The sequence below is a fragment of the Streptococcus mitis genome (assembly GCF_003942765.1).
GTDB lineage: Bacteria > Bacillota > Bacilli > Lactobacillales > Streptococcaceae > Streptococcus > Streptococcus mitis_BE.
This window is the reverse complement of the sequence record NZ_RJNW01000001.1, coordinates 299,181-324,614: the sequence shown is the minus strand read 5'-3', so window position 1 is coordinate 324,614 and position 25,434 is coordinate 299,181. Positions and strand designations below refer to the sequence as shown.

Here is a 25,434-nt window from a genome sequence, read left to right as displayed (position 1 = left end):
GATGATAGAAAGTATTACGTCTTATCTTTTTGGTAAAGTTGCAGATTCTGCTCTTTCATCTTTAATGACAAAGTTGGATATTAAAGATAAAAAAGATAGAAAGAAAATAGAAAAAGCCATAAAAGATTTTAAAAAGCAGCTTACAGATAGACACATTGAAAATCCTTACTATGAGGATGTGATTAGCCTTTGGGAGAAGTATCAAGTTTGTGAGGAGCTAATAAAAATTTGTTATAGCTTAGATAGTAAATTTAAAAGTTACTCAGAATTCAAAGAGCATCTCTCAGAAAAATTTGAAGGACGAACTGATGTTAAGGACTTTTCAAATAATCTGATGGATGAATTGGAAAAATACTTATATGATACAGTAAAGGATACTTCCAATCTTACACAAGCTGATATTGCAGTAAATAACAAAATGCATGAGCAAACTAGAGATAAAATTGATCACTTGGAATAAAAAATTGACAAACTTATTCAGAGTGCTCCTGAGAAGAACAAGGTTATTCAACAACTAGAACAAGAAAAAACAAAAAGTCTTCCCCTCAATAGTGATTTTAATGTTGAGAAGGAAGTAGATGAAATAAAAAGAATATTGCAAGAATATTTTCTTATCGGAAATTATAAAAAGAATCTTCAAAAATTTTTTTCTGATGGGTATAAAAATTATTATCCGGTGAAGAAAAAAGAACAACATTTTACGTTTGACGAAAAATTTACTGCCATTGAGCAACATTATAATGGCGTTGATCAACTTTATGCTATTTTTGAATTTATTATAGATTTATATTCAGAAATTGAAAGTCAAAATAAGTTCGTGAGTTCCTATGTAACTTCTAAAAAATTTAAACAAATAGAAAAATCAGGCTGGATTCCGGAAAATGATGACGATACAGAAATTTGGAAAGAAACTATTAAGCATATTTCTTTAGCAGATCAGTATGAAGCCTTACTTAAAAGATTGAATTATTCTTTAGATAAAACAAATCACAAACTGAATGAATTAGACAATGGGAGCAAAAGCATTGTTGAAAAAAATAGAATTGAGATATAATAATGTCGAAAATTTTGAGAAAACACCTTCCCCACCCCTAGACAAGAAATTCCACATGAAGAATTTCTTGTCTAGGAGTAAAAAACTAAATCACACATGTGTGATTTGAATTTTTAGAGCAAAACCCGAACGTTTACATGTGTTCTGAGCGGTTTTGCGGCAAAAGATTAAAAAACAAATGAAGAAGGAGGAGTTTTATGAAAAAAGAATATGGAATCACAAGTTTAACTGTACGCAATTTAGAAAACAACGAATTCTTCCAACTTCTATCTGAGAGTAAGGACGAGTTAGGGGCTTTTACAAAATCCAATAAGTCTGAGCAGGTTTATGCAACGAAGCTTGGGGATATGGAAAAACTTCTTGAGACCTTGCAAGCTGGTTTGCACCGTTTCAAGGCTAGTCAAACGGTGGCTAGTCTGGAAGCCTCTGATCGTGAGCGCGATGATGCGCTTTCTACCTTGACTAGCTTGGTCAAGGCCTTCTCTCGTGTCAAAGAGGCAGGTAGCAAGGAAGCTTACAACAAACTCAACAAACTTTTCAAAAATTATGCTGGGCTAATGAGTATGAGCTACGAAAAAGAGACAGAAGCTATTAACCATTTGCTAAAGGAGCTAAAAGATACTGACTACCAAACTGCCCTTTCAACCCTGCATTTGAAAACTCATGTAGAAACCTTAACAAAGGCGTAGGCTCAGTTTGAAAAAGCCTATAAGGAGCGCCTGGCTGAGCAAAAAGGAAAGCTACCTAGTCAAAATAAGGAAGTTCGTGCGAAACTGCAAGAAATCTATGATTTCCTTGTGGATTTTACTGCAATCAACGCCTATGCTTATCCAGATAAGACGCAGTATGCTGATCTCCGTGACTATCTCAACGCTATCCGTAGTCGCTATAAAAAATTGACACCAAAGAAAAGCAAGCAAGAAGCAGTAGCTGAGGAAAAGTAGCTTTCTTCTGAAGAAGTCCCTCACAGATAGACGAGCTTTTGTAACATAAGGCGAAGTTTTGAACTTCTAAAAGAATAGAAATGGGAACAAACATGGTATGGGAAAATAAACTAGGCATTACAAACTCAGCCCAGTGGGCAGATGTAGAAGAAAAACTGACAAAAAAACAAGCCACCCTGCTTTTTCAGACAGGAGCTTTGTTCAAGATGGAAGTTGGCACTTTTTCAGGGCTGTCCGCTATTCACCATTATCTCTTTTCGGTCATCTATGATTTCGCTGGAAAATTCCGTGATGTCAATAGTGCAAAGGATAACTTTCAATTTGCCACCCGTATTTTTTAGAGCAATCCTTACAGTATCCTGACAAACTTCCTCATGACAATTTTGATTAAGTGATTGATAAGTACGCGGATATGAATATTGCCATCCTTTCCGTGAGGGGAATGGACGTGCCATGCGGATTTGGCTAGATTGTATGCTTCGTCAGAAGCGGAGAAAGTGGTAGATTGGAACGCCATTGATAAGGATGAATACCTGAATGCCATGAAGCGTAGTGGAGTGTAGACTGGAGAACTTAAGTATCTCCTCCTCGATAATCTGACGGATGACCTCACTCAGGCCCGTTTCTTTAAGGGTGTGGATGCTTCATATTATTACGAAGGGTACAGCCTTTACCAGACAGGGGAGTTATAAAGTTCAAGTAAAGGTGATGATTATCTTTTTTAGGGAAACAAACGCTAAAACTATTGGAGGTGCAGGATTGATTACGTTATTAATGATACCTTTTTTCCTCATTCTCTTGGCTATTTTTGGAATTATATATGACTTAATGACCAGTAAAGGTAGAAAAGAGTGTGCTCGCACAGTATCCTTATTTATATTGAACATCCTCACTATTGGTATCTGTCTATTAGATCTACCCATGGAAAGTAAACCATACTCAGGAATAGGGTTTATCTTATTTTATGCACTTGCTTTCACCCCTTTGATGATTGTTTTCTCACTATATACCCTCTATAGGATTGGAAAACATTATAGGTATTTTAAGAGTAAGTTCGCTATAATACTTCGCTTCAATGCCAGTTTACTTTTCCTCCTTTCGTTAGTGAATCTATTTGTGTTATGGAGAATTTTTAAAACATATCGTAGAAACGATATTACTTTACTTTATTTTATTTTAATCGTTTTAGGAATTGGTTCGACTTTCCAATTGATAGTAGGAGAACTTGAGAAGAAAAGAATACGAATCCTTCAGAAACAAGAGGAGCTAGACAGTTATGAAAAATAACTTAATTAAAGATAGGTGCAGAAAATACAGAAATCAAGAGCAAATGCTGAGATTGATTTTACAGGTGCCCGAAAATATACAAGTAGAAGCTGTCGCCATGTCTGGTTCACGAACTGATACAAAAGCACTAAAAGATGAGTTTCAAGATTATGATGTTGTTTATGTCGTGGACGATTTAGATAATCTGACGAGAGACCTTTCTTGGTTGGACCGGTTTGGCAAACGTATCATTGAGCAAGAGGTTACTCTGGGACATCGCCGTCTTTATCTCATGCTTTTTGAAGATGGTAATCGCATTGATCTAACCCTCTGTCCTAAAGAAGACATCAACGAGTGGGTGGATAGCGAGGCTTGCTTCACAGTTTTAGTAGATGATAAGGGCTTGTTTGAATCCTATTCTCCCAGTCCTCAGCGTTTCTGGATACATCCAGCTAGTGAGACGGATTTTAAAAAAGCCTGCAATGAATTTTGGTGGGTGTCAGCTTACGTGGTTAAAGGAATCTGTCGCCATCAAGTCATCTATGCGACGGACCATCTCTATGGAATCTGCCAACAAGAATTGCTCAAGCTTTTAGCTTGGCAAGTGGCAGCAGATAAGGGAACGGTCGATGTTGGCAAGAACTACAAGTGTCTCTTTAACTATATGTCTGCTGAGAAAGAGAAGGAATTCTCAAATCTGCTGGATTTTTCAAGTGTAGAGAAACTTACTCATTCATTGTTTGCTACGATGGACCTTTTCCACAGAGAAGCTCAAATCCTTGCTCAAAAGATGGGCTTTGACTATTATAAGAAAGTAGCTGAGAAGATGATTGAGTATGCTGAGGAAAGGTTGAGCTAGTATGCTAGATTATGTATTTGCTTTATTTTTCATGGGATTCCCAGGAGTCCAAATTTTAGTGTTGGTGTCTTCTATATTTCTAGCTCTTAAAAGAAATAAGTTAAATAAAAGGGTGTATGGATTATTTTTCCCGATTGTTATAACCTTGTGTAATATTTGGCTTATTTCAATAGATCGCACAGAGCTTTTTGATGATGTTTTAAGATTCTATTTCTTTCTAATCTCTTTTTGTTTTCCAATGCTCATTACAGCAGTAATTTACCATGCTCTTCGATTGTCTTCTATCTATTCTCTATTAAGGTGGAAGATGATAGTTATTAGCTTTTGCTACTTAATTGGTTTAGTCTTCCATCTTCTTAATACTATGTATTGGAATGAAGTCTTTCATGGACATCAAAATGTATTTAATGCTTTGCTTATTGGGACCGTTGTTATTTCATTTCTTCCTTCCATATATTTATTTTTTGTACAAAGAAAAGTTGAACAAGTACCTACTAGCTAAATTTAAGTAAACTAAAATGTTTTAACCTGATAAAAATTTTCAAAACTTTAAACTACAGAAAGGATTGTTTGGTTTCTTACGGTAACTGAACATGGGACTAATTCCCGTAAAATACTCTTCACTGTATAAAAACTACTCTACATTCTTTGAAAGGAGTTGAACACGCCCTAAATGCTAGGTGAAAAAGATAAATTCTCTTGTGAGCTTGCTTACTTAAAGAATTTTCTATTTTCACTTGGTATTTTACGGGCTCTGTATCCTATATGTCTAACATTCAAAACATGTCCCTGGAGGACATCATGGGAGAGCGCTTTGGTCGCTACTCCAAGTATATTATTCAAGACCGAGCCTTGCCAGACATTCGTGATGGCTTGAAGCCGGTGCAACGTCGTATTCTTTATTCTATGAATAAGGATGGCAATACCTTTGACAAGAGCTACCGCAAGTCGGCCAAGTCTGTCGGTAATATCATGGGGAATTTCCACCCACATGGTGATAGTTCTATCTATGATGCCATGGTTCGTATGTCACAGGACTGGAAAAATCGTGAGATTCTAGTCGAAATGCACGGTAATAACGGTTCTATGGACGGAGATCCGCCTGCAGCTATGCGTTATACAGAGGCGCGTTTGTCTGAGATTGCAGGCTATCTTCTTCAGGATATTGATAAAAAGACTGTTCCTTTTGCTTGGAACTTTGACGATACCGAGAAAGAGCCGACAGTCTTGCCAGCAGCCTTTCCAAATCTCTTGGTCAATGGTTCGACTGGGATTTCGGCTGGTTATGCCACAGACATTCCTCCCCATAATTTGGCTGAGGTCATCGATGCGGCGGTTTACATGATTGACCACCCAACTGCCAAGGTTGATAAACTCATGGAATTCTTGCCTGGACCAGATTTTCCGACTGGAGGAATCATTCAGGGTCGTGATGAAATCAAGAAGGCCTATGAAACTGGGAAAGGGCGCGTGGTTGTTCGTTCCAAGACTGAGATTGAAAAGCTAAAAGGTGGTAAGGAACAAATCGTTATTACTGAGATTCCTTATGAAATCAACAAGGCCAATCTGGTCAAGAAAATCGATGATGTACGTGTCAATAACAAGGTGGCTGGTATTGCTGAGGTTCGGGATGAGTCTGACCGTGATGGTCTTCGAATTGCTATTGAGCTCAAAAAAGATGCCAATACGGAGCTTGTTCTCAACTATCTCTTTAAATATACTGACCTGCAAATCAACTACAACTTTAACATGGTGGCGATTGACAATTTCACCCCTCGTCAGGTCGGTATTGTCCCAATCTTGTCTAGCTACATCGCCCACCGTCGCGAAGTGATTTTGGCGCGTTCACGCTTTGATAAGGAAAAGGCTGAGAAACGTCTCCATATCGTCGAAGGTTTGATTCGCGTGATTTCGATTTTGGATGAAGTCATTGCGCTTATCCGTGCTTCTGAGAATAAGGCGGACGCTAAGGAAAATCTTAAGGTAAGCTATGATTTTACGGAAGAACAGGCTGAGGCTATCGTAACCTTGCAACTGTACCGTTTGACCAATACAGACGTAGTTGTCTTGCAGGAAGAAGAAGCAGAACTTCGTGAAAAGATTGCCATGCTTGCGGCTATTATCGGTGATGAACGTACCATGTACAATCTCATGAAGAAAGAGCTTCGTGAGGTCAAGAAGAAATTTGCGACTCCACGTTTGAGTACTTTAGAAGATACAGCAAAAGTAATTGAGATTGATACAGCTAGTCTTATCGCCGAGGAAGATACCTACGTCAGCGTGACCAAGGCAGGTTACATCAAGCGTACCAGCCCACGTTCCTTTGCAGCCTCCACCTTGGAAGAAATTGGCAAACGTGATGATGACCGTTTAATCTTTGTTCAATCTGCCAAGACAACCCAGCATCTTTTGATGTTCACGACTCTTGGAAATGTCATTTATCGACCAATTCATGAATTGGCAGATATTCGCTGGAAGGATATCGGAGAGCATCTGAGCCAAACCATCACAAACTTTGAAACTAACGAAGAAATCCGCTATGTGGAAGTCGTGGATCAGTTTGATGAAGGCACAACCTACTTTGCTGCGACTCGTCTCGGTCAAATCAAGCGTGTAGAGCGAAAAGAGTTCACTCCATGGCGGACCTATAAATCTAAGTCTGTCAAGTATGCTAAGCTCAAAGACGAGACAGACCAGATTGTAGCAGTGGCTCCGATTAAACTGGATGATGTTCTCTTGATTAGCCAAAATGGTTATGCCCTTCGTTTCAATATCGAAGAGGTACCAGTTGTCGGTGCTAAGGCTGCAGGTGTCAAAGCTATGAACCTGAAAGGAGATGATGTCCTCCAATCCGCCTTTATCTGTAACACCTCATCCTTCTACCTCTTGACCCAACGTGGAAGTTTGAAACGTGTTTCTATTGACGAAATTCCGGCAACCAGCCGTGCCAAACGCGGCTTACAAGTCTTGCGTGAGTTGAAAAACAAACCGCATCGTGTCTTCTTGGCAGGTGCAGTTGCAGAACAAGGCTTCGTTGGTGATCTCTTCAGTACAGAAGTGGAAGAGAACGACCAAACTCTGCTTGTTCAATCCAACAAAGGAACAATCTATGAAAGCCGATTGCAAGACTTGAACTTGTCAGAACGCACTAGCAACGGAAGCTTCATTTCTGATACGATTTCAGATGAAGAAGTTTTTGACGCTTATCTTAAAGAAGTATTTACAGAAGCCAAATAAGTGAAATGAAGAATCGGTTCTCAGAGCTGATTCTTTTTATTGAAGAAATTTTCTGAAAATTACAAAATATACTTGCTATTTTAGAAAAAAAGTGTAGAATATAAGAAATAGGTTTTTAGAATAAGGAGTGGAATATGACAGTAACGATTGATTGGGAAAATCTCGGTTTTTCCTATATGAAATTACCTTATCGCTATATTGCTCATTTTAAAAATGGACAATGGAATCAAGGAGAACTTACAGAAGATGCAACCTTGCATATTTCAGAGTCTTCTCCAAGTCTTCACTATGGTCAACAAGCCTTTGAAGGTTTGAAAGCTTACCGTACTAAGGATAGCAGTATTCAACTTTTCCGTCCTGACGAAAATGCTAAACGTCTGCAACGTACTTGTAATCGTCTCTTGATGCCACAAGTTCCGACAGACATGTTTGTAGAAGCTTGTAAGGCAGTTGTCCGCGCCAATGAAGAATACGTACCACCATATGGAACAGGTGGAACCTTATATCTTCGCCCTCTTTTGATTGGTGTCGGAGATATTATTGGGGTTAAACCAGCAGAAGAGTATATTTTCACCATCTTTGCTATGCCAGTTGGAAATTACTTTAAGGGTGGATTGGTTCCAACCAACTTCTTGATTCAGGATGAATACGATCGTGCGGCTCCAAATGGTACAGGTGCAGCTAAAGTTGGTGGGAACTATGCTGCAAGTCTCTTGCCAGGGAAATTGGCCAAGTCACGTCATTTCTCAGATGTTATCTATCTAGACCCATCAACTCATACAAAGATTGAAGAAGTCGGTTCAGCTAACTTCTTTGGAATTACAGCTGATAATGAATTTGTAACACCATTGAGTCCATCTATCTTGCCATCTATTACCAAGTACTCTTTGCTTTACTTGGCAGAACATCGCTTGGGCTTAACTCCTATTGAGGGGGATGTCCCGATTGATAAGCTTGACCGTTTTGTAGAAGCAGGTGCCTGTGGTACAGCAGCAGTTATTTCTCCAATTGGTGGAATTCAGCACGGTGATGATTTCCATGTTTTCTATAGTGAAACAGAAGTAGGTCCTGTGACTCGCAAACTCTATGATGAGTTGACAGGAATTCAGTTTGGCGATATTGAAGCGCCAGAAGGTTGGATTGTAAAAGTAGATTAAAATTAACTAAAGGAGATTTTTTATGAAATCTAAAAAGTGGCTCTTAACAGCAGGAGTGGTCCTGAGCACAACAGCTCTATTAGCGGCTTGTGGAAAAGCTGATAAAGAAGCAGATGCACCGACAACATTTTCATATGTCTATGCAGTAGATCCAGCATCTTTGGACTATAGTATAGCGACACGTACATCGACAACAGATGTCATCGGGAACGTGGTTGATGGCTTGATGGAAAACGACCAATACGGAAATGTTATTCCTTCCTTGGCTGAAGATTGGTCTGTCTCAAAAGATGGTTTGACTTATACCTATAAACTTCGTAAAGGAGTTAAATGGTACACATCAGAAGGTGAAGAATACGCAGAAGTAACAGCTCATGATTTTGTGACAGGTCTAAAACACGTAGCTGACGGCAAGTCAGACGGTGTTTCTCTCATCCAAAATTCAATCAAGGGCTTGGATGCCTACATGACGGGTGAGACGAATGATTTCTCTACAGTTGGTGTCAAAGCTTTGGACGATTACACAGTTGAATATACTCTAAACAAACCAGAAAGCTTCTGGAATTCTAAAGTTACCACAGCAACAATGTTGCCTGTAAATGAAGAGTTTTTGAAGGCATCAGGTAAAGATTATGGAGCAGTTACTCCAGCAGGGATTCTCTACAACGGTCCTTATATCTTGAAGACCTTGACTTCTAAATCGTTGATTGAATACGAGAAAAATCCAAATTATTGGGATAAAGAAAAGGTAAAAATCGAGAAGATCAAATTGACTTACTACGATGGTTCTGATCAGGAATCGTTGATTCGTAGCTTCTCTTCAGGTGCCTATACGACAGCCCGTCTCTTCCCAAGTAGCTCAAACTTTGCTTCTACTTTGGAACAATACGGAGATAAAATCACTTATAGCCCACAGGATTCAAGTAGTTATTACTTCACCTTTAACGTAAATCGTCAGTCATATAATAAAACTGCGAAAACAAGTGAAGAGCAAAAGACTTCTACAAAAGAAGCTATGCTTAATAAGGACTTCCGTCAGGCTATCAACTTTGCCTTCAACCGCCATTCTTATGCTGCCCAGCTAAATGGTGAAGACGGTGCGGACAAGATTATTCGTAACAGTCTCGTTCCAGATAACTTTGTACAAGCAGGTGGTAAAAACTTTGGTCAAATCGCTCAAGCAGAGTTGGTGAACTATGGTGACCAGTGGAAAGGTGTTGAGCTAGTTGACGGTAAGGATTCTATCTACAACCCTGACAAGGCTAAAGCTGCATTCGAAAAAGCTAAGAAAGACTTGGAATCTAAAGGGGTAACATTCCCAATTCACTTGGATGTCCCAGTTGAACAAACAGATACCATCGCCGTTCAACAAAGCAACTCTTTCAAACAGTCAATTGAATCAACTCTTGGTGCTGAAAATGTTGTCATCGACGTTCTTCAAATGACAGATAATGAAAAGGAAACAATCACTTCTCAAGCGCGTGTTCCTTCTCAAAAAGATTATGATTTGAACAGTACAGGATGGGCTCCAAGCTATCAAGACCCAGCATCTTACTTGAATATCATGGATCCTAAATCAGGTTCTGCTATGAAACACCTTGGTATTACTAAAGGGAAAGATAAGGATGTTGTAGCGAAACTTGGTTTGGACCAGTATAAGAAATTATTGGATGATGCCGATTCAGAAACTACGAATCTTGAAGAACGCTATGAAAAATATGCCAAGGCTCAAGCTTGGTTGACAGATAGTTCATTATTGATGCCTACAGCCTCATCTGGTGGTTCTCCAGTTGTAAGTAATGTCGTGCCATTCTCAAAACCATACTCACAAGTTGGTATTAAAGGTGACCCATATATCTTTAAAGGAATGAAATTGCAAAAAGATATCGTTACAACAAAAGAATATGAAGAAGCACTGAAAAAATGGCAAAAAGAAAAATTGGAATCAAATGGTAAGTACCAAAAAGAATTAGAAAAACACATTAAATAAAGCGTAAAACTCTATATCAGACAAGCCTGATATAGAGTTTTTTCTTGCTAGTTTTAGGATTTTCATGTAAAATAGAAAAAGTGAAGAGAGGTATGGAATGAGTAAGAAAGATAAAAAAATCGAAATTCAAGTAGCAGATGCCAAAGTTAAGGTAGGAAAAGACAGTTTTGAAGGTTATACGTTGACTATTGGTAAAAAAGTTATCGGAGAAATTGCCGAATTAGATGGACAATTTGCCATCATAAAGAATGGAAATGTCGATAGTTTTTATAAAAAATTGGAAAAAGCTGTGGAAATTTTGATTGAAAATTATAATTTAGCAAAATAAGTCTTGTTTTTTTGAAATTTTCATGATATAATAGTCTATGTTAATTGTAGGAGAGATAGCGAAGAGGCTAAACGCGGCGGACTGTAAATCCGCTCCTTCGGGTTCGGGGGTTCGAATCCCTCTCTCTCCATTTCATCAATGGGGTATAGCCAAGCGGTAAGGCAAGGGACTTTGACTCCCTCATGCGTTGGTTCGAATCCAGCTACCCCAGTTCTTAGGTAATGATCAAGATAAAAAGCAAAATATCTTAGGGTATTTTATTTTTATAATTGAAAGACGTGAACGATATGAACATGTCCTTGCGGGTGCTTAGGAAAAAAATTATAAGTATGTCAAGTTTAAGAAAAACTTGATTGTTGGAGGATTTTTTAGATGAACGAATTTGAAGATTTGCTAAATAGCGTTAGCCAAGTTGAGACTGGTGATGTTGTTAGTGCTGAAGTATTGACAGTTGATGCGACTCAAGCTAACGTTGCAATCTCTGGAACTGGTGTTGAAGGTGTCTTGACTCTTCGCGAATTGACAAACGATCGCGATGCAGATATCAATGACTTTGTTAAAGTAGGAGAAGTATTGGATGTTCTTGTACTTCGTCAAGTGGTTGGTAAAGATACTGATACAGTTACATACCTTGTATCTAAAAAACGCCTTGAAGCTCGCAAAGCATGGGACAAACTTGTTGGTCGCGAAGAAGAAGTTGTTACTGTTAAAGGAACTCGTGCCGTTAAAGGTGGGCTTTCAGTAGAATTTGAAGGTGTTCGTGGATTTATCCCAGCTTCAATGTTGGATACTCGTTTCGTACGTAACACTGAGCGTTTTGTAGGTCAAGAATTTGATGCTAAGATCAAAGAAGTTGACGCTAAAGAAAACCGCTTCATCCTTTCACGTCGTGAAGTTGTTGAAGCAGCTACTGCAGCAGCTCGCGCTGAAGTATTCGGTAAATTGGCTGTTGGTGATGTTGTAACTGGTAAAGTTGCACGTATCACAAGCTTCGGTGCTTTCATCGACCTTGGTGGTGTTGACGGATTGGTTCACTTGACTGAATTGTCACACGAACGTAACGTATCACCAAAATCAGTTGTAACAGTTGGTGAAGAAATTGAAGTGAAAATCCTTGATCTTAACGAAGAAGAAGGACGTGTATCACTTTCACTTAAAGCAACAACACCTGGACCATGGGATGGCGTTGAGCAAAAATTGGCTAAAGGTGATGTAGTAGAAGGAACAGTTAAACGTTTGACTGACTTCGGTGCATTTGTTGAAGTATTGCCAGGTATCGATGGACTTGTTCACGTATCACAAATTTCACACAAACGTATTGAAAATCCAAAAGAAGCTCTTAAAGTTGGTCAAGAGGTTCAAGTTAAAGTTCTTGAAGTTAACGCAGATGCAGAGCGCGTATCACTTTCTATCAAAGCTCTTGAAGAGCGTCCAGCTCAAGAAGAAGGACAAAAAGAAGAAAAACGTGCTGCTCGTCCACGTCGTCCAAAACGTCAAGAAAAACGTGATTTCGAACTTCCAGAAACACAAACAGGATTCTCAATGGCTGACTTGTTCGGTGATATCGAACTTTAATCAAATTGAAAATTCATAAAATCCTTTGTTTACTAAACAAGGGATTTTTCTTTTGTCTGTAAACCTTTTTTGATATAATAGTTCTATGTTAGAATCAGAAAAACAATCATGTTATCAAATGTTAAATGAAGAACTCTCTTTTTTATTGGATGGTGAAACCAATGTTTTGGCTAATCTTTCCAACGCCAGTGCTCTTCTAAAATCACGCTTTCCTAATACCGTATTTGCAGGCTTTTATCTGTTCGATGGAAAGGAATTGGTTTTAGGTCCTTTCCAAGGCGGTGTTTCCTGCATCCGTATTGCACTGGGAAAAGGTGTTTGTGGGGAGGCAGCTCATTTTCAGGAAACTGTTCTGGTTGGTGATGTAACAACTTATCCTAACTATATTTCTTGTGATAGTCGAGCTAAAAGTGAAATTGTTGTGCCGATGATAAAGAATGGTCAATTACTTGGAGTTCTGGATCTTGATTCTTCAGAGTTTGATGATTATGATGCTATGGATCGAGATTATTTGGAACAATTTGTCGCTATTTTGCTTGAAAAGACAGAATGGGACTTTACAATGTTTGGGGAGAAAGCCTAATGTATCAAGCACTTTATCGAAAATATAGAAGTCAAAACTTCTCCCAATTGGTTGGTCAAGAAGTTGTGGCTAAGACTCTTAAACAAGCGGTAGAGCAAGAGAAAATAAGTCATGCTTATCTTTTTTCTGGTCCTCGTGGAACGGGAAAAACCAGTGTGGCTAAGATTTTTGCCAAGGCTATGAACTGTCCCAATCAAGTGGGTGGTGAACCATGTAATAACTGCTATATTTGTCAGGCAGTGACGGACGGTAGTTTAGAAGATGTCATTGAAATGGATGCAGCCTCTAATAATGGGGTGGATGAAATCCGTGAAATTCGTGATAAATCTACTTATGCCCCTAGTCTTGCCCGTTATAAGGTCTATATCATAGACGAGGTTCACATGCTGTCTACAGGGGCTTTTAATGCTCTCTTAAAGACGCTGGAAGAGCCAACACAGAATGTTGTCTTTATTTTGGCCACTACTGAATTGCACAAGATTCCTGCCACTATTTTATCCCGTGTGCAACGTTTTGAATTTAAATCAATTAAAACACAGGATATTAAGGAACATATCCACTATATCTTAGAAAAAGAAAATATCAGTTCTGAACCAGAGGCTGTGGAAATCATTGCTAGACGGGCTGAAGGTGGAATGCGAGACGCCTTGTCTATTTTGGATCAAGCCCTGAGTTTGACCCAGGGAAATGAGCTGACGACTGCCATTTCTGAAGAAATTACTGGTACCATTAGTCTATCAGCCTTGGATGATTATGTTGCTGCCTTGTCTCAACAGGATGTTCCAAAGGCCCTAGCATGCTTAAATCTTCTATTTGACAATGGTAAGAGCATGACTCGTTTTGTGACCGACCTTTTACACTATTTAAGAGACTTGTTAATTGTTCAAACAGGTGGAGAAAACACTCATCATAGTCCAGTCTTTGTAGAAAATTTGGCACTTCCTCAAGAAAATCTGTTTGAAATGATTCGCTTAGCGACAGTCAGTTTAGCAGATATTAAGTCTAGTTTGCAGCCTAAGATTTATGCTGAGATGATGACTATCCGTTTAGCAGAGATTAAGCCTGAACCAGCTCTTTCTGGGGCAGTTGAACATGAAATTTCTGCATTGAGACAGGAAGTTGCCCGTCTCAAACAAGAACTCGCAAATGTAGGAACTGTAGCTAAGCCAACCAGTCCAGTACCTAGCCGTCCAGCGGCGGGTAAGACAGTCTATCGTGTGGATCGCAATAAAGTTCAATCTATCTTACAAGAGGCTGTCGAAAATCCTGATTTAGCACGTCAAAATCTGATTCGCTTGCAGAATGCCTGGGGAGAGGTGATTGAAAGTCTTGGAGGTCCTGATAAGGCTCTGCTAGTTGGTTCTCAACCGGTTGCAGCCAATGAACACCATGCTATTCTTGCTTTTGAGTCTAACTTCAATGCTGGTCAAACCATGAAACGAGACAATCTCAACACTATGTTTGGTAACATCCTCAGTCAGGTAGCAGGTTTTTCACCCGAAATTTTAGCCATTTCCATGGAGGAATGGAAAGAAGTTCGCGCAGCCTTTTCAGCCAAAGCCAAATCTTCTCAAACTGAAAAAGAAGCAGAAGAAAGCCTGATTCCAGAAGGATTTGAATTTTTGGCTGATAAAATGAAGGTAGAGGAAGACTAAAGAAAGATTTCATGATACAATAAGTTTATGAATAGACAACAATTTATTATCATAGCGCTGTTTACAGCTGCTGAGACCTATTTTTTCAATGAAGCTTGGATGACTGGTCGTTATATTATGGCAGCCTTTTGGGCCATTTTGCTCTTTAGAAATTTTCGAGTTAGTTACTTGATTGGCAAGATTGTAGATGTCATTGACCAGCATTTGAAAGGAAAAGACTAGTCCTCAGCTTCTAGACAAAATCAAAGCCTTTTAGGCTTTTTTTTGTTATACTATAAAAGTATATTTATTGACCTTTTACCGTATTTTCTAGGGAAATCAACTATGTTTCCAGTAAGCACTGTAAAGGCCTTGAAAAAGAAAGGAATTATCATGTCAGTATTAGAGATCAAAGATCTTCACGTTGAGATTGAAGGAAAAGAAATTTTAAAAGGGGTTAACCTGACCCTGAAAACAGGAGAAATTGCCGCTATCATGGGACCAAATGGTACTGGTAAATCAACTCTTTCTGCCGCTATTATGGGAAATCCAAACTATGAAGTGACCAAAGGGGAAGTCTTGTTTGATGGCGTAAATATTCTTGAGTTAGAAGTGGACGAGCGTGCTCGTATGGGACTTTTCCTTGCTATGCAATACCCATCAGAAATTCCTGGTATTACTAATGCTGAGTTTCTTCGTGCAGCCATGAATGCTGGTAAAGAAGACGAAGAGAAGATTTCAGTTCGTGAGTTTATCACTAAACTTGACGAGAAGATGGAATTGCTCAACATGAAAGAAGAAATGGCTGAGCGTTACCTCAACGAAGGTTTCTCTGGTGGTGAGAAAAAACGTAATGAGATTCTTCAACTTTTGATGTTGGAACCAACTTTTGCCCTTTTGGATGAGATTGACTCTGGTCTTGATATTGATGCACTTAAAGTTGTTTCTAAAGGTGTTAATGCTATGCGTGGTGAAGGCTTTGGTGCTATGATTATCACTCACTATCAACGTCTTTTGAACTACATCACACCTGATGTGGTACACGTCATGATGGAAGGTCGTGTTGTCCTTTCAGGTGGTCCAGAATTGGCTGCGCGTTTGGAACGTGAAGGATACGCAAAACTAGCTGAAGAACTTGGCTACGATTACAAGGAAGAATTGTAATTCCCTCGTATCTTTTAGGAGAAGTAAATGACTAAAGAAAATATTAAACTTTTTTCAGAAATGCACGCTGAACCAAGCTGGTTGGCTGACCTCCGTCAAAAAGCTTTTGATAAGATGGAAAGTTTAGAGTTACCAGTTATTGAGCGTGTCAAATTCCACCGTTGGAATCTGGGTGATGGAACGATTACAGAAAGTGAGCCATCAGCAAATGTTCCAGATTTCACAGCTCTAGATAATCACTTGAAGTTGGTGCAAGTAGGAACTCAGACTGTTTTTGAGCAAACTCCAGTTGAGTTAGCTGAACAGGGTGTTGTCTTCACAGATTTCCATTCAGCTTTAGAAGAAAATCCAGAGCTGATTGAAGAATTCTTCATGTCATCTGTTAAGTATGACGATGACAAGTTGGCAGCCTACCATACAGCTTATTTCAACAGTGGTGCTGTTCTCTACATCCCTGATAACGTGGAAATTGCTGAACCAATCGAAGGAATTTTCTATCAAGACAGCGATAGCGATGTGCCGTTTAACAAGCATATTATGATTATCGCTGGTAAAAACTCTAAGATTAGTTATCTAGAACGTTTAGAATCACGTGGTGAGGGTAGTGCTAAGGCGACTGCCAACATCACAGTAGAAGTGATTGCTCGTTCAGGCGCGCAAGTGAAGTTTGCTGCGATCGACCGTCTCGGTGAGAATGTCACTGCCTACATTAGCCGCCGAGGTAAATTGGGCAACGATGCAAGTATTGACTGGGCTATCGGTGTCATGAACGAAGGAAATGTCGTTGCGGACTTTGATAGCGATTTGATTGGAAATGGTAGCCATGCAGACCTTAAGGTTGTTGCTCTTTCAAGTGGTCGTCAGGTACAAGGAATTGATACTCGAGTGACTAACTATGGTTGCAACTCAATCGGAAATATCCTGCAACATGGTGTTATCCTTGAAAAAGCAACTTTAACTTTCAACGGTATCGGGCACATTATCAAGGGGGCCAAGGGAGCAGATGCGCAACAAGAGAGCCGTGTTCTTATGCTTTCAGACCAAGCGCGTTCAGATGCCAATCCAATTCTTTTGATTGATGAAAATGACGTTACTGCAGGTCATGCAGCTTCTATCGGTCAGGTAGATCCAGAAGATATGTATTACCTCATGAGCCGTGGCTTGGACAAAGCAACGGCAGAGCGTTTGGTTGTTCGTGGTTTCCTTGGCTCTGTTATCGTTGAGATTCCAGTCAAGGAAGTTCGTGATGAAATGATAGCAACTATCGAAGAAAAATTGTCAAAACGCTAAGGGGTAGCCTATGTTAGATGTAGAAGCGATTCGCAAGGATTTTCCGATTTTAGACCAGATCGTCAACGATGAACCTTTGGTCTATTTGGACAATGCTGCGACGACACAAAAACCACTAGCAGTTCTTGAAACAATCAACCACTATTATGAGAAGGACAATGCCAATGTTCACCGTGGTGTTCATACCTTGGCAGAGAGAGCGACTGCTTCTTATGAGGCGGCTCGTGAAACCATTGGTAAGTTTATCAATGCAGGCTCAACAAAGGAAGTTCTCTTTACTAGAGGAACGACAACAAGCCTGAACTGGGTGGCGCGCTTTGCAGAGGAAGTCTTGACTGAAGGAGATCAGGTTTTGATTTCTGTCATGGAACACCATTCCAATATCATTCCTTGGCAGGAAGCCTGCCGCAAGACTGGGGCAGAGCTTGTTTATGTCTATCTCAAGAATGGAGCTCTGGATATGGATGATTTGCGAGCTAAATTGACTGATAGAGTTAAGTTTGTCTCCCTTGCTCACGCCTCAAATGTTCTTGGTGTGGTCAATCCAATCAAAGAAATCACTCAATTGGCCCACCAAGTTGGAGCCATCATGGTGGTGGATGGTGCTCAATCTACGCCTCATATGAAGATTGATGTCCAGGACTTGGATGTGGACTTCTTTGCCTTTTCAGGTCACAAGATGGCTGGTCCGACTGGTATCGGTGTTCTTTATGGCAAAGAAAAGTATCTGGAGCAAATGTCACCAGTAGAATTTGGCGGTGAAATGATTGATTTCGTTTATGAACAATCTGCTAGTTGGAAGGAATTGCCTTGGAAATTCGAGGCAGGAACTCCCAATATGGCAGGTGCAATCGGACTTGCTACTGCAGTGGATTATCTGGAAAAGATTGGTATGGATGCCATTGAAGCCCATGAACAGGAATTAATCTCATACGTCTTTCCAAAACTGCAGGCGATTGAAGGACTGACCATTTATGGTTCACAGGACTTGGCTCAACGTTCAGGTGTCATTGCTTTTAACCTAGGCGACCTTCATCCGCACGACCTTGCTACTGCTTTGGATTATGAAGGAGTGGCTGTTCGAGCAGGTCACCACTGTGCTCAACCCTTGCTCCAGTATTTGGATGTTCCAGCAACAGCTCGTGCAAGTTTTTATATCTACAATACCAAGGTAGATTGCGACAAGCTAGTCGATGCCTTACAAAAGACAAAGGAGTTTTTCAATGGCACTTTCTAAACTAGATAGTCTTTATATGGCAGTGGTAGCGGACCATTCGAAAAATCCACATCACCAAGGGAAGTTGGAAGATGCTGAGCAAATCAGTCTCAACAATCCGACCTGTGGAGATGTCATCAACCTCTCTGTCAAGTTTGATGTAGATGACCGTTTGGAAGATATCGCTTTTCTAAACTCAGGTTGTACTATCTCAACTGCCTCTGCAAGCATGATGACAGATGCTGTTTTGGGTAAGACCAAGCAAGAAATTTTAGAACTTGCGACTATTTTTTCTGAAATGGTTCAAGGACAAAAAGATGAACGCCAAGACCAACTAGGCGATGCAGCTTTCTTGTCAGGTGTTGCCAAATTCCCTCAACGAATTAAGTGTGCAACCCTAGCTTGGAACGCCCTAAAGAAAACAATTGAAAATCAAGAAAATTAGTAAGACAAGTTTCTTTTGTCTTATGAATCAGTAGAAATGAAGAATGAAAGAAAGGATATTATGGCTGAAGAAAGAGTAGAACCAAAACCAATTGATCTTGGTGAATATAAATTTGGTTTCCATGATGATGTAGAGCCTGTCCTATCGACAGGAAAAGGATTGAATGAAGATGTCATTCGTGAACTATCAGCTGCTAAGGGAGAACCTGAGTGGATGCTAGAATTCCGTTTGAAGTCTTATGAAACCTTCAAAAAAATGCCCATGCAAACTTGGGGAGCAGATTTGTCAGAGATTGATTTTGATGACCTGATTTATTATCAAAAACCATCTGATAAACCAGCCCGTTCATGGGATGAGGTTCCTGAAAAGATTAAAGAAACCTTTGAACGTATCGGGATTCCTGAAGCTGAGCGTGCATATCTAGCTGGTGCCTCTGCCCAGTATGAATCAGAAGTTGTTTACCACAACATGAAGGAAGAGTTCCAAAAATTGGGGATTATCTTTACAGATACGGATTCTGCCCTCAAGGAATACCCAGATTTGTTTAAACAATACTTTGCTAAGTTGGTACCGCCAACAGATAACAAATTGGCTGCCCTTAACTCAGCAGTATGGTCTGGTGGAACCTTTATCTACGTACCAAAAGGGGTCAAGGTAGATATTCCACTTCAAACTTACTTCCGTATCAACAACGAAAATACTGGTCAGTTTGAACGTACCTTGATTATCGTTGATGAGGGAGCAAGTGTTCATTATGTAGAAGGATGTACAGCGCCAACTTATTCAAGTAACAGCTTGCATGCTGCCATCGTAGAAATCTTTGCCTTAGACGGAGCTTATATGCGTTATACGACTATCCAAAACTGGTCTGATAACGTCTATAACTTGGTTACAAAACGTGCGAAGGCTCAAAAGGATGCCACTGTTGAGTGGATTGATGGTAACTTGGGTGCCAAGACTACTATGAAATATCCATCAGTTTACCTTGATGGAGAAGGGGCGCGTGGTACTATGCTCTCTATCGCTTTTGCCAATGCTGGGCAACACCAGGATACTGGAGCTAAGATGATCCACAACGCTCCACATACAAGCTCGTCTATCGTGTCTAAATCCATCGCTAAAGGTGGAGGAAAGGTTGACTACCGTGGACAAGTAACCTTCAACAAGAACTCTAAGAAATCTGTTTCTCACATCGAGTGTGATACCATTATCATGGATGACTTATCAGCATCAGATACCATTCCGTTTAATGAAATTCACAACTCACAAGTCGCTTTGGAACACGAAGCTAAGGTATCTAAGATTTCAGAAGAGCAACTCTATTACCTCATGAGCCGTGGATTGTCAGAATCTGAGGCAACTGAGATGATTGTAATGGGATTTGTAGAACCCTTTACAAAAGAACTTCCAATGGAATATGCAGTTGAGCTGAACCGTTTGATTAGCTATGAAATGGAAGGATCAGTTGGCTAAGAATATGTAGAATCTGAGCAGGATTTATTCTGTTCGGATTTTTTTGAAAAATTATCTTATAAATATTCACAAAATCCCTTTTATATGATAAAATAAAACAATCATATTTAATGGAGATGAAGTATGAATATTTTTAGAACAAAAGATGTTAGCTTGGGACGTACTGAAATGCACCGTCATTTAAAATTATGGGATTTGATTTTATTAGGAATCGGTGCCATGGTAGGAACTGGGATTTTTACCATTACAGGAACCGCAGCAGCAACGCTTGCTGGTCCGTCACTGGTTGTATCTATAGTGATTTCTGCCCTGTGTGTTTCTTTATCCGCCCTCTTTTTCGCAGAGTTTGCCTCTCGTGTTCCTGCAACTGGTGGTGCTTATAGTTATTTGTATGCAATTTTGGGTGAATTACCAGCTTGGATTGCTGGTTGGTTGACCATCATGGAGTTCATGACAGCAGTTTCTGGTGTGGCCTCTGGCTGGGCAGCTTATTTTAAAGGCTTGCTCAGTAACTATAGTATTTCAATGCCTCAAGCCTTGAATGGGACCTTTAACCCTGAGCAGGGTACCTATATAGACCTTTTACCTATTTTGGTATTGACACTGGTAACCGGTCTAGTTTTATTAAATTCCAAGGCGGCTTTGCGTTTTAATTCGCTTCTAGTCATCTTGAAATTCTCTGCTCTCGCTTTGTTTATTCTAGTTGGTATCTGGTATATTAAACCAGAAAATTGGTCCAACTTTGCTCCCTTTGGTTTTGGTCAAATTTATGGTGGAAGTACTGGAATAATGGCAGGAGCATCTTTGATGTTCTTTGGTTTCCTAGGATTTGAATCTATTTCGATGGCTGTTGATGAAATTCAAAATCCACAAAAGAATGTCCCACGAGGTATTGTTTTGTCTTTGACAATCGTAACGATTCTCTATGCTCTGGTTACATTAGTATTGACAGGGATTGTTCACTACAGCCAACTCAATGTGGATGATGCTGTAGCATTTTCATTGCGAAGTATAGGAATTGGTTGGGCAGCTAATTATGTGTCATTAGTGGCCATTTTAACCCTAATAACAGTGTGTATTTCTATGACTTATGCCTTATCGCGTATGATTTACAGTTTAGCACGTGATGGTCTTTTACCTCGAAGTTTTAAGCAATTAAGCAAAACAAGTCGTGTTCCTAAAAATGCGACCATCTTAACTGGAGTTGCTTCTGCAATTGCAGCAGGAGTGTTTCCACTGGCTAGTATTGCAGCCTTTCTAAATATTTGTACGCTGGCTTATCTTATTTTATTGGCTTATGGAATTATAAAACTTAGAAAGAATAAGGGAATGCCTAAAGAAGGAGAATTCAAAACTCCCCTAGTTCCCTTGTTACCGATTCTCTCGATTCTAATCTGTCTTTCCTTTATGCTTCAATATAGTATAGAAACATGGATTGCGTTTGGCATTGCTCTTGTAGTTGGACTTGTGATTTACTTTACTTATGGCTATCGTCATTCTACACTTTCTGAATAAAGAAAAAGCTGGAACTTCCCAGCTTTTTGCTTACTCTTTTATATATGTGAAACCTTCTCCTAGGATTTCATGGGCTTCTGTAATAGTTATAAAGGCTTGAGGATCAATTCGATGAATCATTTCCTTCATTTTCACAATTTCATTTCTTCCGACAATACAGTAGATAATCTTCAAATCTTCTTGACTATAATAACCTTGACCTGAGATGAAAGTAACGCCTCTACCTAGGTCATCATTAATCGCCTTAGCAAGTTGGTCAGGACGTTTTGTGATAATCATAAAACCTTTACCAGCATAGCCACCTTCTCCAATCAAATCAATAACACGAGAAACGATAAAATCAAATAAGAGCGTGTAGGAAACCAATCTCAAGTCCTTGAAGATGAGGAGAATGAGCATGAGAATACAAAAATCTAAGATAAAGAGCAGTTTACCCATGGATATATGAGTGTATTTATTGAGAATACGAGCTAGAATATCAGTACCACCAGTTGTACCTCCAGCATTAAAGATAATTCCAAGACCAATTCCCAATAGAATCCCAGCTATAAGGGCAGTGATTAGTAAATCACCTTGCAGATCAATATGAAGGGGAATACGCTCAAAAAAAGCCAACCAGGCGGACAGAGCTAAGGTCCCTAGTAAACTGGAATAGAGGGATTTGGCTCCAAATATTTTCCAAGCTAGGATGAAAAGGGGAATGTTAATCAGCAAGTTCATGAGAGAAACAGGGATTTTAAAAAGATAAAAGGTGATGAGGGTAATACCTGTCGCCCCTCCTTCAAAGAGATGATGAGGAACTACAAAATAAGTCAACCCAAAAGCATAGATAGCAGCACCTAGTAAAATGGTTAAAATGGGATAAATTTTTTTAATCATAGGGACCTCTTTTCTTATAAGTAGATTATATCAAATTTTTAAGGAAAATTTGAATGACTCCATTAGGATTTTTAATCTTTTTTTGATATAATTAAAAGTAAGAAAACCAATCTGAATCCTAAAATAGAAAGATTGATACTATGACAAAAATTAAGATTGTAACCGATTCATCTGTTACTATTGAACCTGAACTAGTAAAACAATTAGATATCACTGTTGTTCCGTTATCTGTAATGATTGATAATGTTGTCTATTCTGATGCGGATTTGAAAGAAGAAGGTAAATTTCTTCAGTTGATGCAAGAAAGTAAAAATCTTCCGAAAACAAGTCAGCCACCTGTAGGTGTCTTTGCTGAAGTTTTTGAAGACCTATGTAAAGATGGTAGCCAGATTCTTGCTATTCATATGTCTCATGCCCTTTCTGGTACTGTAGAAGCGGCACGTCAAGGTGCTAGCTTATCTACTGCCGATGTGACAGTTATTGATAGTTCCTTCACTGACCAAGCCTTGAAATTCCAAGTTGTTGAGGCTGCAAAATTAGCGCAAGAAGGCAAGGAGTTGGAGGAAATCTTATCTCATGTAGAAGAGGTTAAAAACCACACAGAACTCTATATTGGCGTTTCGACTTTGGAAAATCTTGTTAAAGGTGGACGAATTGGGCGTGTAACTGGATTGTTGAGCTCCCTTCTCAATATCCGTGTTGTCATGCAGATGAAAGACCATGAATTGCAGCCAATCGTTAAAGGTCGTGGAGCTAAAACCTTTAAAAAATGGTTAGATGAGTTAATAACATCGCTCTCTGAACGTTCTGTAGCAGAGATTGGAATTTCATATTCTGGTAGTGCTGATTGGGCAAAAGAGATGAAAGAAAGCTTACAAGCTTATGTTGAAAAGCCAATTTCAGTTTTGGAAACGGGCTCTATTATTCAAACTCACACGGGTGAGAATGCTTGGGCTATTTTAGTACGTTACCACTCCTAAAAAATAAATAAAATGGGAAGAAATAGAGTTTTTAACTTGACCAAAAAGGGATTTTAGGATATGATTATATTTGTTAATTAGAAATTATATTGGAGGAATCATTAACATGGCAAACAAACAAGATTTGATCGCTAAAGTAGCAGAAGCTACAGAATTGACTAAGAAAGACTCAGCAGCAGCAGTTGAAGCTGTATTCGCAGCAGTAACTGAGTACCTTGCAGCTGGTGAAAAAGTTCAATTGATCGGTTTTGGTAACTTTGAAGTTCGTGAGCGTGCTGCACGTAAAGGTCGCAACCCACAAACTGGTAAAGAAATCAAAATTGCAGCTTCTAAAGTTCCAGCATTCAAAGCTGGTAAAGCTCTTAAAGACGCTGTTAAATAATCAATCTATAAAAAGCCTATTGTATCAAGCTTTCTAGCTTGAGCAGTAGGCTTTTATTTTTGTTTTGGGGCATTTTTGGGGCAAAACTATAAATTATCTAGCAAATTGAGGATATTGCCATCCATCTTCTTTGTAACGTGTGTAGATTTTGTTTATTGTCCTAGAATCAGAACGTCCTACTCTTGCCATAATTGCTTTTAGAGTTACGCTATTCTGCTTATGAGAGTATGCCTAAAGATGTGGTAGGTGAGGTGCCTATCAATGGATTCTTCAAGTTGTGTATTTGTTTTCAGATTTAAATCTTCAATAGTTTTTACGATTTTTGGCAGTTTTGCTCGTCATGCAGAATTATATTCGATATACTCAAGGTTCACTGTGTAATCAAGAGGCAGGTTTAAGATTAACTTAAATCATTCTGATTTTGACTTTGAAAGATCAAGTTTGATTAGAAAGCTTTGAATGTATTTTATATCGATATAAATCTAAAATGCCTATTTAAAATCATTCATGCTACTATTAAGAGAGCTGATATAGCTCCCTTAGATTTTTTTTGGTAAAAAGTCCACCACTCTTCTAAAAAAGTGAAATTTACTTTAATATATAGCTTAGATACTGCAACAAATGGTCATTATGCTACTATTGTATATGGATATAATGCTGAAAAGTTGAAGAAATTTAAATGTCGACTGAATAAGACAGATATAGGATAAGAAGAGAGAGCCAGATATCCTTTTATCTTTATATTATCGTGATTCCTTAATTTTAATGGATACAGTAGAAAACGAAATTGTAGAAGTAAAAAAATTGAAAAGCAGTTGGAATTTATTGCTAATCTCTGAGATGATGTAACTATTAATGATTTACTGAAATAAACAGATTTGGCAAAAATTATGTCTATCTTTACAGAATTTTTTGCTCACTTAGTAGGTGATGTAGAGCCAAAAAGGAAGTGATGGCACTTGAGCAAATTTTCAAACGTTTTTATAGTTTTATCAGGCAAGTTAAAGAGGGGCTTCTGGTGTGAGTATTCGTGATTTCATGGAAGGGACTAATGGAGTCCTGGCAACAATTGAAAAAGTGATAAATAAGAAGTAATCGATTTAGCTGGTTTTGAACCTTAACTTGTCAATGTAGCTATAAGAGAGTATAGTAATGTTAAAAATATGGGGACTATATGGATAAGCAATTTGTTATACCAGTGAGAGTTGATGAGAGAATTTTAAATAAACTCGACTTTGTATCAACAAAGCCACAATAAGGACGATCAGAAACGATTGGTAAAGGAATAGAGAGGCTCTATAGTGAGCTGGGGAGAAAGATGACTAGAAAAGGATTGATTTAGGCACATATTTGGTTAGGTGTGGCTATTTCTGCCTTAGCACTCTATACCTACACGATTGTTTATATTTTTAATTATGATATAGAAGAAAATGGAAGAAATCTTTGTAACTTTTATTATGTTG

General features: G+C 39.0%; 22 protein-coding genes, 2 tRNA genes and 2 pseudogenes. 25 read left to right on the top strand and 1 reads right to left on the bottom strand.

Features of this window, described 5'->3' with window-relative positions:
* Position 1: 1 nt before the first annotated feature.
* The 23 genes and pseudogenes from D8849_RS01630 (at position 2) to D8849_RS01520 (ending at position 21,730) form a co-directional block, all read left to right on the top strand.
* Positions 2 to 460, top strand: a complete 459-nt coding sequence (locus D8849_RS01630) for a hypothetical protein (protein ID WP_125385981.1) — start codon at positions 2 to 4, stop codon at positions 458 to 460.
* Between the two features lie 135 nt (positions 461 to 595).
* Positions 596 to 1,054 (top strand): hypothetical protein, encoded by a 459-nt coding sequence (locus D8849_RS01625; RefSeq protein ID WP_125385980.1) that lies wholly within the window; start codon positions 596 to 598, stop codon positions 1,052 to 1,054.
* A gap of 197 nt (positions 1,055 to 1,251) precedes the next feature.
* Positions 1,252 to 1,998: pseudogene (locus D8849_RS10420) on the top strand (DUF6261 family protein).
* A gap of 92 nt (positions 1,999 to 2,090) precedes the next feature.
* Positions 2,091 to 2,690, top strand: a pseudogene (gene fic / locus D8849_RS01615) (protein adenylyltransferase Fic).
* 82 nt (positions 2,691 to 2,772) lie between these two features.
* Complete coding sequence (locus D8849_RS01610) at positions 2,773 to 3,285, top strand: hypothetical protein (protein ID WP_042751534.1); 513 nt, start codon at positions 2,773 to 2,775, stop codon at positions 3,283 to 3,285.
* Complete coding sequence (locus D8849_RS01605; RefSeq protein ID WP_125385979.1) at positions 3,275 to 4,123, top strand: aminoglycoside 6-adenylyltransferase; 849 nt, start codon at positions 3,275 to 3,277, stop codon at positions 4,121 to 4,123. Before D8849_RS01610 ends, D8849_RS01605 begins: the two co-directional genes overlap by 11 nt.
* Position 4,124: 1 nt before the next feature.
* Positions 4,125 to 4,625 (top strand): hypothetical protein, encoded by a 501-nt coding sequence (locus D8849_RS01600; protein WP_042751383.1) that lies wholly within the window; start codon positions 4,125 to 4,127, stop codon positions 4,623 to 4,625.
* Positions 4,626 to 4,888: 263 nt separating this feature from the next.
* The gene (gene parC / locus D8849_RS01595; protein ID WP_125385978.1) at positions 4,889 to 7,360 is read left to right on the top strand and encodes a DNA topoisomerase IV subunit A; all 2,472 of its coding nucleotides are present in this window, start codon (positions 4,889 to 4,891) and stop codon (positions 7,358 to 7,360) included.
* Between the two features lie 134 nt (positions 7,361 to 7,494).
* The gene (locus tag D8849_RS01590) at positions 7,495 to 8,517 is read left to right on the top strand and encodes a branched-chain amino acid aminotransferase (RefSeq protein WP_125385977.1); all 1,023 of its coding nucleotides are present in this window, start codon (positions 7,495 to 7,497) and stop codon (positions 8,515 to 8,517) included.
* 22 nt (positions 8,518 to 8,539) lie between these two features.
* On the top strand, positions 8,540 to 10,507 hold the full coding sequence (locus D8849_RS01585) for a peptide ABC transporter substrate-binding protein (protein ID WP_049491529.1): 1,968 nt from the start codon (positions 8,540 to 8,542) through the stop codon (positions 10,505 to 10,507).
* A 97-nt stretch (positions 10,508 to 10,604) separates the two neighbouring features.
* Complete coding sequence (locus tag D8849_RS01580) at positions 10,605 to 10,835, top strand: DUF2969 domain-containing protein (protein ID WP_000037110.1); 231 nt, start codon at positions 10,605 to 10,607, stop codon at positions 10,833 to 10,835.
* A gap of 49 nt (positions 10,836 to 10,884) precedes the next feature.
* A tRNA-Tyr gene (locus D8849_RS01575) sits at positions 10,885 to 10,965 on the top strand.
* 9 nt (positions 10,966 to 10,974) lie between these two features.
* Positions 10,975 to 11,046, top strand: a tRNA-Gln gene (locus D8849_RS01570).
* 161 nt (positions 11,047 to 11,207) lie between these two features.
* Entirely contained in the window at positions 11,208 to 12,410 is a 1,203-nt protein-coding gene (rpsA, locus tag D8849_RS01565) for a 30S ribosomal protein S1 (protein ID WP_001001631.1), read from the top strand.
* A gap of 85 nt (positions 12,411 to 12,495) precedes the next feature.
* Positions 12,496 to 12,993, top strand: a complete 498-nt coding sequence (locus D8849_RS01560; RefSeq protein WP_125385976.1) for a GAF domain-containing protein — start codon at positions 12,496 to 12,498, stop codon at positions 12,991 to 12,993.
* Positions 12,993 to 14,648, top strand: a complete 1,656-nt coding sequence (gene dnaX / locus D8849_RS01555) for a DNA polymerase III subunit gamma/tau (protein ID WP_125385975.1) — start codon at positions 12,993 to 12,995, stop codon at positions 14,646 to 14,648. Before D8849_RS01560 ends, dnaX begins: the two co-directional genes overlap by 1 nt.
* Before the next feature lie 27 nt (positions 14,649 to 14,675).
* Positions 14,676 to 14,870 (top strand): DUF3272 domain-containing protein, encoded by a 195-nt coding sequence (locus D8849_RS01550; RefSeq protein WP_125385974.1) that lies wholly within the window; start codon positions 14,676 to 14,678, stop codon positions 14,868 to 14,870.
* Between the two features lie 150 nt (positions 14,871 to 15,020).
* Positions 15,021 to 15,791, top strand: a complete 771-nt coding sequence (sufC, locus tag D8849_RS01545; RefSeq protein WP_124787342.1) for a Fe-S cluster assembly ATPase SufC — start codon at positions 15,021 to 15,023, stop codon at positions 15,789 to 15,791.
* A 27-nt stretch (positions 15,792 to 15,818) separates the two neighbouring features.
* Positions 15,819 to 17,081 (top strand): Fe-S cluster assembly protein SufD, encoded by a 1,263-nt coding sequence (gene sufD / locus D8849_RS01540; RefSeq protein WP_125385973.1) that lies wholly within the window; start codon positions 15,819 to 15,821, stop codon positions 17,079 to 17,081.
* A gap of 10 nt (positions 17,082 to 17,091) precedes the next feature.
* The gene (locus D8849_RS01535; protein ID WP_125385972.1) at positions 17,092 to 18,318 is read left to right on the top strand and encodes a cysteine desulfurase; all 1,227 of its coding nucleotides are present in this window, start codon (positions 17,092 to 17,094) and stop codon (positions 18,316 to 18,318) included.
* Complete coding sequence (gene sufU / locus D8849_RS01530; protein WP_125385971.1) at positions 18,305 to 18,742, top strand: Fe-S cluster assembly sulfur transfer protein SufU; 438 nt, start codon at positions 18,305 to 18,307, stop codon at positions 18,740 to 18,742. The genes D8849_RS01535 and sufU overlap by 14 nt, the downstream gene beginning before the upstream one ends.
* Before the next feature lie 60 nt (positions 18,743 to 18,802).
* Positions 18,803 to 20,215: a Fe-S cluster assembly protein SufB gene (sufB, locus tag D8849_RS01525; RefSeq protein ID WP_000797054.1), complete on the top strand. Its 1,413-nt coding sequence runs from the start codon at positions 18,803 to 18,805 to the stop codon at positions 20,213 to 20,215.
* A gap of 123 nt (positions 20,216 to 20,338) precedes the next feature.
* Positions 20,339 to 21,730: an APC family permease gene (locus D8849_RS01520; RefSeq protein WP_125385970.1), complete on the top strand. Its 1,392-nt coding sequence runs from the start codon at positions 20,339 to 20,341 to the stop codon at positions 21,728 to 21,730.
* 30 nt (positions 21,731 to 21,760) lie between these two features.
* Here D8849_RS01520 and D8849_RS01515 read toward each other — a convergent pair whose 3' ends face one another.
* Positions 21,761 to 22,609 (bottom strand): YitT family protein, encoded by an 849-nt coding sequence (locus tag D8849_RS01515; RefSeq protein WP_049487109.1) that lies wholly within the window; start codon positions 22,607 to 22,609, stop codon positions 21,761 to 21,763.
* 140 nt (positions 22,610 to 22,749) lie between these two features.
* Here D8849_RS01515 and D8849_RS01510 point away from each other — a divergent pair, with 140 nt between their 5' ends.
* Together D8849_RS01510 and D8849_RS01505 are read left to right on the top strand one after the other, a co-directional pair.
* A complete protein-coding gene (locus tag D8849_RS01510) occupies positions 22,750 to 23,589 on the top strand; it encodes a DegV family protein (protein WP_049500761.1) in 840 nt (279 codons plus the stop codon).
* Between the two features lie 106 nt (positions 23,590 to 23,695).
* On the top strand, positions 23,696 to 23,971 hold the full coding sequence (locus tag D8849_RS01505; protein ID WP_001284640.1) for an HU family DNA-binding protein: 276 nt from the start codon (positions 23,696 to 23,698) through the stop codon (positions 23,969 to 23,971).
* Positions 23,972 to 25,434 lie beyond the last annotated feature (1,463 nt).